Annotated in this window: 11 protein-coding genes; 8 read left to right on the plus strand and 3 right to left on the minus strand. The window is 55.8% G+C overall.

Annotation, left to right across the window (positions count from 1 at the left end):
* The first annotated feature begins 74 nt into the window (after positions 1–74).
* Genes BQ7483_RS16835 through BQ7483_RS16845 form a run of 3 tightly spaced genes read left to right on the plus strand, consistent with a single transcriptional unit; the run spans position 75 to position 3606 of the window.
* On the plus strand, positions 75–2207 hold the full coding sequence (locus BQ7483_RS16835; RefSeq protein ID WP_022020143.1) for a cation:proton antiporter: 2133 nt from the start codon (positions 75–77) through the stop codon (positions 2205–2207).
* Complete coding sequence (locus BQ7483_RS16840; RefSeq protein ID WP_072546681.1) at positions 2207–2917, plus strand: tRNA threonylcarbamoyladenosine dehydratase; 711 nt, start codon at positions 2207–2209, stop codon at positions 2915–2917. Before BQ7483_RS16835 ends, BQ7483_RS16840 begins: the two co-directional genes overlap by 1 nt.
* A gap of 17 nt (positions 2918–2934) precedes the next feature.
* Positions 2935–3606: an ABC transporter ATP-binding protein gene (locus BQ7483_RS16845; protein ID WP_072546682.1), complete on the plus strand. Its 672-nt coding sequence runs from the start codon at positions 2935–2937 to the stop codon at positions 3604–3606.
* A gap of 400 nt (positions 3607–4006) precedes the next feature.
* Here the strand turns inward: BQ7483_RS16845 and BQ7483_RS16850 are convergent, their stop codons facing one another.
* Together BQ7483_RS16850 and BQ7483_RS16855 are read right to left on the minus strand one after the other, a co-directional pair.
* Positions 4007–4963 (minus strand): ComEA family DNA-binding protein, encoded by a 957-nt coding sequence (locus BQ7483_RS16850; protein ID WP_072546683.1) that lies wholly within the window; start codon positions 4961–4963, stop codon positions 4007–4009.
* Between the two features lie 12 nt (positions 4964–4975).
* Positions 4976–6343 carry a sodium-dependent transporter gene (locus BQ7483_RS16855; RefSeq protein WP_072546684.1) on the minus strand — a complete coding sequence of 456 codons (1368 nt, stop codon included), beginning with the start codon at positions 6341–6343 and terminating at the stop codon, positions 4976–4978.
* Between the two features lie 103 nt (positions 6344–6446).
* Between BQ7483_RS16855 and BQ7483_RS16860 the strand changes: the two genes are divergently transcribed.
* Positions 6447–6833, plus strand: a complete 387-nt coding sequence (locus tag BQ7483_RS16860; RefSeq protein WP_072546792.1) for a VanZ family protein — start codon at positions 6447–6449, stop codon at positions 6831–6833.
* Here the strand turns inward: BQ7483_RS16860 and BQ7483_RS16865 are convergent.
* Positions 6828–8126: a UDP-N-acetylmuramoyl-tripeptide--D-alanyl-D-alanine ligase gene (locus tag BQ7483_RS16865; RefSeq protein ID WP_072546685.1), complete on the minus strand. Its 1299-nt coding sequence runs from the start codon at positions 8124–8126 to the stop codon at positions 6828–6830. The two genes, BQ7483_RS16860 and BQ7483_RS16865, sit on opposite strands and share 6 nt — an antisense overlap.
* Positions 8127–8317: 191 nt before the next feature.
* Between BQ7483_RS16865 and BQ7483_RS16870 the strand changes: the two genes are divergently transcribed.
* The 4 genes from BQ7483_RS16870 (at position 8318) to BQ7483_RS16885 (ending at position 12661) form a co-directional block, all read left to right on the plus strand.
* Positions 8318–9163 (plus strand): mechanosensitive ion channel family protein, encoded by an 846-nt coding sequence (locus BQ7483_RS16870; RefSeq protein WP_072546686.1) that lies wholly within the window; start codon positions 8318–8320, stop codon positions 9161–9163.
* 261 nt (positions 9164–9424) lie between these two features.
* Positions 9425–10276, plus strand: a complete 852-nt coding sequence (gene folP / locus BQ7483_RS16875; protein WP_022019815.1) for a dihydropteroate synthase — start codon at positions 9425–9427, stop codon at positions 10274–10276.
* A gap of 35 nt (positions 10277–10311) precedes the next feature.
* A complete protein-coding gene (gene cdaA / locus BQ7483_RS16880) occupies positions 10312–11076 on the plus strand; it encodes a diadenylate cyclase CdaA (RefSeq protein ID WP_072546687.1) in 765 nt (254 codons plus the stop codon).
* Between the two features lie 58 nt (positions 11077–11134).
* Positions 11135–12661, plus strand: coding sequence for a TldD/PmbA family protein (locus BQ7483_RS16885; RefSeq protein WP_072546688.1), 1527 nt, complete (start codon positions 11135–11137; stop codon positions 12659–12661).
* The last annotated feature ends 21 nt before the right edge of the window (positions 12662–12682 follow it).

A 12682-nucleotide genomic window follows, 5' to 3' on the forward strand; every position in this document is an offset into this window, starting at 1 on the left:
GTAGGCGGGGAGGGTAGTGTGGAGTGAAAATTTTTTTGCTATTTTTGCACAAGAAATCAAAAAGACGCAAGCCTATGGAATGGTTAGACTTCAGTTTGAAACTTCCCGTAACTGACCCTACATGGATTTTCCTCCTTGTATTGCTCATCATTTTGTTTGCGCCCATTCTGCTGACCAAGTTGCGCATACCCCACATCATCGGCATGATTCTGGCGGGCTTGGCCATCGGCGAGCATGGGTTCAACATCCTGGTGCGCGACAGCAGTTTCGAGCTTTTCGGCAAGGTTGGTGTCTATTATATCATGTTCCTGGCGGGGTTGGAGATGAACATGGCCGACTTTAAGAAGAACCGCGGCAAGGCGGTAGTTCTGGGGCTGCTGGCCTTCATCATCCCCATTGGCATCGGTATGGTGACCAATGTCCTGCTGCTGAAGTACAGCCTCGTGACGTCCATCCTGCTGGCCAGTATGTATGCCTCGCACACGTTGGTGGCCTATCCCATCGTGATCCGTTATGGCATTTCGCGCCATCGGAGCGTGAGCATTGCCGTGGGCGGTACGGCCGTCACCGACACGTTGACGCTGCTCGTGCTGGCCGTCATCAGCGGTGTCTTCAAGGGCGAGGCGGGAGGCTTCTTCTGGATATGGCTGGTGGTGCGCTTCGTGGTGCTGGCCTTGCTCATCATGTATCTTCTGCCGCGCATCGGGCGCTGGTTCTTCCGCCGCTACGATGACAATGTGATGCAATACATCTTCGTCCTGGCCATGGTGTTCCTCGGCGCGGGGCTGATGGAGCTCATCGGCATGGAGGGCATTCTGGGCGCCTTCCTCGTGGGCTTGGTGCTGAACCGTCTCATACCTCATGTGTCGCCGCTGATGAGCCACCTGGAGTTTGTGGGCAATGCCTTGTTCATCCCTTATTTCCTGATAGGCGTGGGCATGCTGATCGACGTCCACGTCATTTTCGGCGGGGGCGATGCCCTGAAGGTGGCGGGCGTGATGATTGTGGTGGCGCTGGTGGGCAAGTGGATTGCTTCGTGGCTGACTCAGAAGATTTACCGCATGTCGGTGCTCGAACGCGAGCTGATGTTCGGCTTGAGCAATGCGCAGGCGGCGGCCACACTGGCGGCCGTGCTGGTGGGCTACAACATCATCCTGCCCGACGGCAGCCGTCTGCTCAACGAGGACGTGCTCAACGGCACGGTGCTCCTCATCCTGGTCACCTGCATCGTCAGCTCCTTCACCACCGAGCGGGCGGCACGCAAGATAGCCATGGGTGAGGCCCATCCCGAGGAAGACCGCTCGCGCGAACCCGAAAAGATACTGATACCTGTGGCCAACCCCAATACAATCGAGTACCTGATGAACCTGGCACTTGTCATCCGTGACCCCAAGCAGAAGGACAACCTGCTGGCCCTGAATGTCATCAACGACCATTCGGGCACCGATGCCCTGGAGCAGCAGGGCAAGCGCTATCTGGAGCGTGCGGGCAAGATTACGGCTTCGGCGGGTGTAAAGCTGAAGTGCATCAGCCGCTATGACCTGAACATTGCCGCCGGCATCATCCATACGGCTCGCGAGCATGGGGCTACGGATGTCATCATCGGTCTCCACTGGAAGGTGAACATCGTGGATTCCTTCTTCGGCATGCTCACCGAGAACCTGCTGAAGGGACTCCATCGCGAGGTGATGGTGGCCCGCTTCCTGATACCCATCAATACCTTGCGCCGCATCATCGTGGCCGTGCCGCCCAAAGCCGAGTACGAGGCCGGCTTCCAGAAATGGGTGGAGCACTTCTGCCGCATGGGCAGTACGTTGGGATGCCGCGTCCACTTCTTTGCCAACGAACAGACGGGCAACCTGCTCCAGGCATTGGTGCAGAAGAAGCACAGCGATACGCTGACCGAGTTCTCCCGCCTTGACGAATGGGAAGACCTCTTGCTCTTGACCGGTCAGGTGAACTACGACCACCTGCTGGTAGTCATCAGTGCCCGCCGCGGCTCCATCTCCTACGACAGCTCGTTCGAGAAGCTGCCCGGCCAGTTGGGGCGCTACTTCACGAACAACAGTCTCATTGTGCTCTATCCCGACCAGCTGGGCGATCCGCAGGAAGCCCTTTCCTTCTCCAATCCGCAAGGCAGCAACGAGAGCCAGCACTACGAGAAGGTGGGCCGGTGGTTCTATAAATGGTTTAAAAAGGAAAGCTGATGGAAGACTGGAAACAACGTACACGCCTGCTGCTGGGCGAAGAGAAGAGCGAACGCTTGCGCCAGGCCCATGTGCTGGTGGTAGGCGTAGGAGGTGTGGGAGCCTATGCGGCCGAAATGCTTTGCCGTGCGGGGGTGGGGCGTCTGACGCTGGTCGATGCCGACACCGTCCAGCCCACCAACATCAACCGCCAGCTCCCGGCCCTGCACTCCACGCTGGGGCAGCCCAAGGTCGAAGTCCTTGCCGCCCGCTTCCGCGACATCAACCCCGAGGTGGAGCTCACCGTCCTGCCCGTTTTCCTCAAGGACGAGAACATCCCCCAGCTGCTCGATGCCGCCCGCTACGACTTTGTGGTCGATGCCATCGACACCCTGGCGCCTAAGTGCCACCTGATAGCCGAGGCCCTGAGGCGGCGCATCAAGATTGTATCCAGCATGGGAGCGGGTGCCAAGAGCGACATCACGCAGATACGCTTTGCCGACATCTGGGACACCTACCATTGCGGCCTGAGCAAGGCTGTGCGCAAGCGGTTGCAGAAGATGGGCATCCGTCACAAACTCCCCGTCGTGTTCAGCACCGAGCAGGCCGACCCCAAGGCCGTGCTTCTGACCGACGACGAACGAAACAAGAAATCGACCTGCGGCACGGTGAGCTACATGCCCGCTGTCTTCGGCTGCTACTTGGCGGAGTACGTCATCCGCCGGCTATAATAATAAGGAAAGAAAGTATGATACGACTCGAACAGATAACCAAGAGCTTCGGCAGCCTGCAAGTGTTGCGTGGCATCGACCTTGAGATACAGAAAGGCGAAGTGGTGAGCATCGTCGGCCCCAGCGGTGCCGGCAAGACCACGTTGCTTCAGATAATGGGTACCCTCGACCGCCCCGATACGGGTACGATCTGCATCGACGGCGTACGTGTCGACGGACTGAAGGAGCGCGAGCTTTCCGCCTTTCGCAACCGCCGCATCGGCTTCGTCTTCCAGTTTCACCAACTCCTGCCTGAGTTTACGGCCTTGGAGAATGTCATGATACCCGCCTTCATTGCCGGGCAGGGGCGGCATGAGGCCCAGGCTTCCGCGCTCGAGATGCTGACAATGATGGGCCTTGCCGATCGTGCCTCGCACAAGCCCAACGAACTCTCGGGCGGCGAGAAGCAGCGTGTGGCCGTGGCGCGTGCCCTTATCAATCATCCGGCCGTCGTGTTGGCCGACGAGCCTTCGGGCAGCCTTGACACCCATAACAAGGCCGAACTGCACCAGCTCTTCTTTGACCTGCGCGACCGTCTGGGGCAGACGTTCGTCATTGTGACCCACGACGAGAGTCTGGCTTCCATTACCGACCGTACCATCCATCTGAAGGATGGGGAAGTCGTGGCGGATACGGCGTCTGCTATCTGAGGGTAATGGGACTTTGCTTCGAATATCACTTCCTTTGATTAGAAATCGTACCTGAAAACTTTCACCACAGATTACCCGGATTTTCACAGATTACTCGATTGGTTAATTTAATTATCAAGTATCGTCTGTGTTAATCTGAGTAATCTGTGGTGAACTTTAAGAGCATTCTGCCAATTTGCAGTTTTTGTAAGATATCTTTATTCCCTTCGTCCGATTTCCCTTTCCGTCTTCTTAGAACTCTTTCCCGGCATCCTATAGGAATGTTTGAAACCAAGGGGCCTTATGTTTGAAACATTCACCCCCTATGTTTGAAACATTCGCCCTTTGGGGTTTAAACCCAGGAAAGAGGACAGGAAAAAACTATTTGGCTCCCGGTCGGATTTGTGTAAATATTATTGATTTAGTCGAAACTTAGGTAGTGATTGATCCGCTCCAAGTCTTCGCGTGTGAACTCTTCATAGAGGACGAATGGTTTGAGGCTTTTCAGGGGGCCATGTTTGCGTCGGTATTCTACCAGTGCTTTGGCCTGGTAGAAGTTGAGGTAAGGATGGCGGCGCAGGCGGTCTACACTGGTGTGGTTGACGGGGATGCGACGGATGGCGGTGGTGTCGACGCGAAACCAGTCGGTCAGTTGGCGGTAGTCGAGGTTGATTTCTTCCAACTGGCTGAGCTGGTAGAAGCCTCCCAGCTTTTGTCGGTATCCACTGATGAGGCGTGCGATGCCGCTTCCGATGCCGGGTATCTTTTTCAGTTCGGTGGTATCGGCACGGTTCAGATCGACCAGAGTGCCGGGAGCGTATTTCAGAGGCACTGCCTGCCGGAGGCTGTCCTTGCGTCGGTCGGCCAAAAAGAGGGAGTGATGGCGGGCGGTGGTATCGGTTGCGGGGATGCGGATGTAAGGCTGCAAGGTGGCATATTGTTCTTCCGTCAGGCCGTATATCTTGCGGAAGTCCTCCACCCGACGGAAGACACCGCCCTTTTCGCGATAACGCAGAATGTTGCGGGCCATCCAGGCGGGGAGGCCCAGTTGGCAGAATGTGGCGGAGTCGGCCGTATTGGGATTGAAGGGAGCAAGTATGGGAGGCGTGTCACGCTCTTCTTTCCATGTCGTGTAGCGGAACTTGCGGCTCTCCTTTTCATCCTTTTCTTTTTCGCGGATGGAAGCGACGAAGGCTTGATATTCTTCCATCGCCTGTTGTTGCTTCTGTAGGTCAGCAGAAGAGCAGGTCTCCTCCGATTTCAAGTGGACATAGACTTCCCCTCCCAGGAAGAGGAGAAGGGAAATGGCAAGTAACACCAGAATGCCTCGTCTTTCCTCTCGGGAGTAATAGAAAAATTCACTGAACCACTTCCGCATGAGCCGTATTTCTTATTTCAAGAATCCCAGTTCGTTGATGAAGATGAAGCCGATGCCTATCGGGGCGATGTACTTCAACAGGAACAACCAGGTCCGGTAGATGGCTTTCGGCAGCGTTCCGTTGTTACTTACCTCTTCCCACACGATGCGTTTGTCCAGATACCAGCCGGTGAAGATGGCAATGAAGAAACCTCCTAATGGGAGCATAATCTTGGCCGTCACGAAGTCGAACAGGTCGAACAGGGTCAGGCCGAAAATCGTCAGTTCCTTGCCCACACCCAGTGAGAGTGAACAGAGCACGCCGAGCACTGTACAGCCCGCCGTTACCAGCTTGGCAGCGCGTCCGCGGGTCAGGTTGAACTCCTCATGCAGGTAGGCCGTCACCACTTCGTGCAGGGAGATGGTCGACGTCAGTGCGGCCAGGGCCAGGAGAACATAGAACATGATGGACAGGATGACTGCCAGCCAAGGCAGGTTGCCGAAGGCCTGCTGGAAGACGTTGGGCAGCGTGATGAACAGCAGGCTGGGGCCTGCGTCGGGCTGAATGCCTACCGAGAAGGCGGCGGGGAAGATAATGAATCCAGCCAGAATGGCCACCATGGTGTCTATCCAGCCCACGTTGAGTGCCGTTTTGGTCAGATTGGTGTCGTTGCGGAAGTAGGAGGCGTAGGTGCAGAGGCACCCCATGCCCAGGGAGAGCGAGAAGAAAGCCTGCCCCATGGCACCCAGCAGTACGTTTCCGTTCACCTTGCTGAAGTCGGGCTTCAGCAGGAATTCGATGCCGGCTCCTGCGCCCGGCAATGATATGGAGCAGACGGCCAGGACGATGAGCAGGATGAACAGCATTGGCATCATGATTTTGGCCGACTTCTCGATGCCCCGCTCCACACCTTTCACGATGATGAAGTGGGTCATCAGCATGAAGACAATCATCCAGAGGGCAGGTCGCCATGGATTGGATACAAAGCCGTTGAACGAGGCGATGAAATCGTTGGCCGACTGGCCGGCAAAGGCATTTGTGGCGGCCTGTACGATGTATTCCAGCGTCCAGCCTGCCACGACCGAATAGTAGCCCAGTATCAGGAAGCCGGCCAGTACGCCCATGCGCCCCACCCAGCGCCACTGCGTGCCGGGGGCCAGTATCCGATATGCGCCTGCCGTGTTGGCACGCGAATGCCGTCCGATGGAAAATTCGGCTACCATGATGGGGATGCCGAAGAAAAGGACACACCCCAAATAGATAAGGATGAAGGCGGCTCCACCGTGATTGCCCGTCTCAAAAGGAAAGCGCCAGATATTGCCTAGCCCTACGGCCGACCCTGCCGAAGCCAGGATGACGCCCAGCTTGCTTCCGAAGTTTGCTCTGTTGTTCTTTGTCATAAATCGTGGTTTATTCTTGCAGATTGTTACTAATACCGGTTGAATTGTGCAAATATAGAAAATGTTCCGTACATTTGCATCTCGTATTGAAATATATTTGATTATGCTGTATTACATCCGTAAATATCCTGTTTCACTCCTGATTATTCTGGTCGTGATTTATTTATCGTTCTTCAAGCCTCCCAAGACGGAGATGGAGTCCATCCCCGGCATCGACAAGGTGGTGCATGTGTGCATGTACTTCGGCATGTCGGGTATGTTGTGGCTGGAATTCATGCGGGCGCATAAAAAAGCACGCGTGCCGATGTGGCACGCGTGGTTGGGGGCCTGGCTCTGCCCTGTCTTGTTCAGCGGGGCGGTGGAGCTGCTTCAGGCGTATTGTACGACCTATCGGGGTGGCGATTGGTGGGACTTTGCCGCCAATACTACGGGAGCTACGCTGGCATCGCTCATTGGCTGGTATTGGATGAGGCGTCATATCTCTTTATAAATATTCGACGATGCTGCTCAACCGCACGCCGTTCGACCCCTTGATGAGGATGGTCTTGCCGGCGGGCTTCTGCTGCTTCAGGGCTTCGATGAGGGCGGGAGCGTCGGCATACGTCTCGTAGGAGTGGCGCGTGGCGGCAAACTGGCTGCCTACCAGGATGACACGCTCGAAGCCGCATTCCTCCAGGTAATCCACAATCTTCTGATGCTCCTCGGCGCTGTCGGCGCCCAGCTCGCGCATGTCGCCCAGTATGGCTACCTTGTGCGCCGCCTCCATCTGGCGGAAGTTGGTCAGCGAGGCCATCATGCTGGTGGGGTTGGCGTTATAGGCATCGATGATGAGGGTGTTGTCGGCTGTTCTTTTCAGTTGCGAGCGGTTGTTTTGGGGTGCATATTCCGTCAGAGCCTGGTCTGTCAGGGCAGCGTCCACGTCGAAGTAGGTGCCAAGTGTGACAGCGGCCAGGGCATTGGGCAGGTTGTAGCTGCCTATCAGTTGGGTTTGTACGCGATGCGTTTCCGTTTCTCCCCGTTTCTTCCATTCGAAGGCGAGGAAAGGCGAGCAGCCGGTCAGCCGGCCGCGGATGTCGTTGTCGGATCCTTCGCCGTAGGTCACGTGGGGCAGGCCTGCGGCCATCTTTGTCAGATAGGGGTTGTCGGCATGCAGGAAGACGACGGGAGCGGGCAGCGTGCGCAGCCAGTCGTAAAGCTCGCCCTTGGTGCGCATCACGCCTTCGAACGAACCGAAGCCTTCGAGGTGTGCCTTTCCCACGTTTGTGATGAGGCCCATGTCGGGCTCGGCTATCTCCACCAGCTCGCGGATGTCGCCCGGATGGCTGGCGCCCATCTCGACGACGGCCAGTTCGTGTTCGGGCTTGAGGCGGAGCAGGGTGAGGGGCACGCCGATGTGGTTGTTCAGGTTGCCTTCCGTATAGAGCAGGCGGTAGCGGCGGCTCAGCACGGCGGCTATCAGTTCCTTGGTCGTGGTCTTGCCGTTGGTACCTGTGATGCCGATGATGCGTGTGCCCAGCTGGCGGCGGTGATGGCGGGCCAGGTGTTGGAGCGTCAGCAGGCAGTTGTCTGTCAGCAGGTAGCGGTCGTCGCCCGGTACGAGGTATTTGGCTTCGTCGATGACGGCGTAGGCACATCCACTTTCCAATGCCTTGGCGGCAAAGGCGTTGCCGTTGAACGTGTCTCCCTTCAGGGCGATGAAGAGGGAGCCTTCGGGGCAGTGGCGGCTGTCGGTCGTCACGCCGTTGCATCGGCAGAATATCTGGTAAAGGGTCGAAATTTCCATAACTTTTCTGTTTTTTGTGGTTGACGGGTACAAAGGTAGTCTTTAATTGAGAATTGTGAACGGAGAATGGAAAATTTTAGTCGCAAACATTTTTTCTTTTCCTGCGTTATTGTTCATGTAATTTTCTGTATATTCGCCCTGAATTCAGGAAATAATCATTTTTGAAGTCAAACCAAATAAAATTGAAGAGTATGATGTTTTCATTATTGAGTGCCGCGTCTGTCATCAACGTGGAGAATTTGCTGGACCGCCTGCTGAACTATGGCATCGAGCTGGGCAAGAGCCTGCTGGCTGCTTTGGTCATCTATATCATCGGTCGCTTTATCATTAAGTACATCATGCGTTTCGTCACTTCTGTGATGGTGAAGCGCAAGATGGAAATCAGTGTGCAGACTTTCCTGCGCAGTCTGCTGAAGATTGTCTTGAACCTGATATTGGCTTTTGCCATCATCAGCAAGCTGGGTGTCGAGACCACCAGCTTCGCCGCCCTGCTGGCCTCTGCGGGTGTTGCCATCGGTATGGCCCTGTCGGGCAACCTGTCCAACTTTGCGGGCGGACTGATCATCCTCGTCTTCAAGCCTTTCAAGGTGGGCGACTACATCGAGGCGATTGGCGAAAGCGGTACGGTGAAGGAAATCCAGATTTTCCATACACTGATTGCTACGGTAGACAACAAGATGATTTATATCCCCAACGGCTCGCTCAGCAGCAATGCCGTAGTCAACTATAGCAAGCAGGAAACGCGACGCATTGACTGGACTTTCGGTGTGGAGTATGGTGAAGACGTGCAGAAGGTGCGTGCCGTCCTTCGCCGCATTATCGACGCTGATGCTCGCATCTTGCGTACACCCGAACCGATGATTGTCCTGAAGTCTCTGAGCGCAAGCAGTGTGGACATTACGGTGCGTGTCTGGACAAAGAATGAGGATTATTGGAATGTGATGTTCGAAGTGAACGAACTCGTTTACGACACCTTCAACAAGGAAGGCATCGGCTTCCCCTTCCCGCAGCTCACGGTACATCAGGCCAAGGATTGAGGCGGCCTATATCGCATCTGTGTTTGGGGCGCGGAGCGTTCGGATGGCAAAGGGCTGTCCGCATGCTTCGCGCCTGCCTGTTCCTTGCGCCAGACAAAGCAGTGCTTTCTCAGGCACAAAGCGGTACTTTGATGCTCGGAAAACGATGCTTTGTTTTTTAGGAGACAAGGAGGCGAAAACTGAAAATAATGCGAGGATTGTGCGGCTGTGCCTGTGTTTTTGTTTACATTTGCAGGGATTAATTGTAGAAAGACGATTTCCATGAACCAGGAATATACGAAATACTTGAATGTCAACGGCCGGTTGCTCGACCTTTCGACGCCGTGCGTAATGGGCATTCTGAACGTGACGCCCGACTCCTTCTATAGCGGGAGCCGCATGCAGACGGAGGAAGAAATCGAAGCCCGCGTGCGGCAGATTGTGGACGAGGGGGCGGCCATCATCGATGTGGGAGCCTATTCTTCGCGCCCCAATGCCGAACACGTGTCGGCTGAGGAAGAGATGAAGCGTCTGCGCATGGGCTTGGAGGTGCTGCGGCGCACGGCTCCCGAGGCGGTGGTGTCGGTCGACACCTTTCGGGCGGACGTGGCGCGGATGTGTGTGGGGGAGTATGGCGTGGCCATCATCAACGACATTGCGGCGGGTGAAATGGATGCCGACATGTTCAGCACGGTGGCCGAACTGAATGTGCCCTACGTCATGATGCATATGCAGGGAACGCCTCAAAACATGCAGCAGCATCCGCACTACGACAACCTGCTGCGCGAGGTCTTCCTCTATTTCGCCCGCAAGGTACAGCAGCTTCGCGACCTGGGTGTGAAGGACATCGTACTCGACCCCGGCTTCGGCTTCGGCAAGACGTTGGAGCACAATTATCAGCTGATGGCCCATCTGGAGGAATTCCGACTCTTCGAGCTGCCGTTGCTGGTAGGCGTGTCGCGCAAGTCGATGATTTATCGCCTGCTGGACACGACACCCCAAGAGGCTTTGAACGGCACGACCGTGCTCCATACGCTGGCCCTGATGAAGGGAGCTGACATCCTGCGGGTGCACGACGTCCGTCCGGCCGTCGAGGCAGTGAAGATTGTCGGAGCGATGAAGGCGAACGAGTAGCGGTTAGTATTTTTATCATATAATATAGTAGTATCGTGTTTTTCGATTTTGGTATAAAAGACTTTATAGACATCTTGTCGGTGGCGTTCCTGCTGTACTATACCTACAAGCTGATGAAGGCATCGGGCTCCATCCATATCTTTACGGGTATCTTGGTGTTCATCCTCATTTGGCTGGTGGTGTCGCAGGTACTCGAGATGAAGCTACTCGGCTCCATCTTCGACAAGCTGGTCAGTGTGGGCGTGCTGGCGCTGATTGTCCTTTTTCAGGAGGAAATCAGACGCTTCCTGGTGACGCTCGGATCGCATCAGCATGCCAGTGCGCTGGTGCGCTTCTTTACCGGCAACAAGAAGGACGGGCTGGAGCATGACGACATCATGCCCATCGTCATGGCCTGTATCAGCATGGGCAAGCAGAAGGTGGGAGCCTTGATTGTGGTGGAGCACAACATGCCGCTGGACGACGTGGTGCGTACGGGCGACGTGATAGACGCCAACATCAACCAGCGGCTCATCGAGAACATCTTCTTCAAGAACAGCCCCCTGCACGACGGTGCCATGGTCATCAGCAAGCACCGCATCAAGGCGGCGGGTTGCATTCTGCCCGTCTCTCACAATCTGGACATCCCCAAGGAACTGGGCTTGCGCCATCGGGCGGCCATGGGCATCTCGCAGGTTTCAGACGCTCATGCCATCATCGTGTCCGAAGAGACGGGTGCCATCTCCGTGGCCTACAAAGGGCAGTTCCACCTGCGTCTAAATGCCGAAGAGCTGGAGCGGCTGCTGACCAACGAAGGGTAGACGGAAGTTACATTGGTTAGAAAGAACATGAACAATATATTCTAATATCATCAGAAAAATGGACAGAAGAAAATTCCTACAGACAGGCAGCCTGGCTGCCTTGGGTGCATTGACCCTGCCTTCGCTGGCCATGTCGTCGGGCAAACTGAATCCGGCCGGCAAGCAGTCGGCTACGGAAGCAGCCATGGCCCATTTCGGCGTAACCGAAGCCGACTTGAAGAAAGTGATGCAGGCGGCGCTGGAAAAGGGAGGCGACTATGTAGACCTTTATTTCGAACATACATTCAACAATAGTGTCACGCTGATGGACGGTAAGGTGAACAATTGCAGTGCCAACATCGACTTCGGTATGGGCGTGCGTGTCCTGTCGGGCGACCAGACGGGGTATGCCTATGTCGAGGGTGTTACGCTCGACGAAATGCTGCGTGCCGCCCGCACGGCTGCCCGCATCGCTTCGTCGGGCAAGTCGACCCGCGTGGCCGCTCTGACGGAAAAGACATTGCCCAAGAGCCGATATGCCGTTGTAGAGTCGCTGGAGGATGTCAGCGTGAAGGAGAAAATCCCTTATCTGGAGAAGCTGAACGAAAAAATCTTCTCGCTGGACAAGCGGGTAATGAAGGTGCAGGCCGTCTTGTCGGACAGCACCTCGCATGTGCTCTTCTGCAACTCCGAAGGCACCAGCTATTACGACTATCGCCCGATGGTGAACTTTATAGCCGTCTGCATCATGCAGGACAAGGGACGGGTGGAGAACTATGTGGCTTCCCGCTCCTATCGCAAGGGCTTTGAGTTCCTGACCGACGACATTGTCGACATGCTGGCGCGCGAAGCCGTGGAAAAGACTTCGCTGCTCTTCCAGGCTGTCAAGCCGAAGGGAGGCGAAATGCCGGTCGTAATGGGTGCCGGCGGTTCGGGCATCTTGTTGCACGAGGCCATCGGGCATGCGTTCGAAGCCGACTTCAACCGCAAGCGCACGTCCATCTTCTGCGACATGCTGGGGAAGAAGGTGTGCAACGAACACATCCAGGTGGTAGACGACGGTACCATCCCCTTCAACCGCGGCTCGGTCAACTTCGACGACGAAGGAGTGGAAGGACAGAAGACGTATCTGGTAAAGGACGGCATTTTGACGAGCTACATCCACGACCGCATCAGCGCCCGCCACTACGGCCTGCAACCCACGGGCAACGGACGGCGCGACACCTTCCGCAACATGCCCATCCCTCGTATGCGTGCCACCTATATGGAGGCAGGCAACCTGAAGGAAGAAGACATCATCTCTTCGGTCAAGCAGGGTATCTATGTGGACAGCTTTACCAACGGCCAGGTGCAGATCGGTGCGGGCGACTTTACATTTTTCGTGAAGTCGGGCTATCTCATCGAGGACGGCAAGCTGACGCAACCCATCAAGGACATCAATATCATTGGCAACGGTCCGAAGGCTTTGGCTGACATCACGATGGTGGCCGACAACGCGAAGATAGACAACAGCACGTGGACGTGTGGCAAGGACGGACAGTCTTGCCCTGTGACGTGTGGCATGCCTTCGGCACTGGTCAGCAAGCTGACAGTGGGAGGAGAGTAAAAACGATTAAAGAGAAAGTAC

It is taken from the genome of Mediterranea massiliensis, from assembly GCF_900128475.1.
GTDB classification, from domain to species: domain Bacteria; phylum Bacteroidota; class Bacteroidia; order Bacteroidales; family Bacteroidaceae; genus Bacteroides; species Bacteroides massiliensis_E.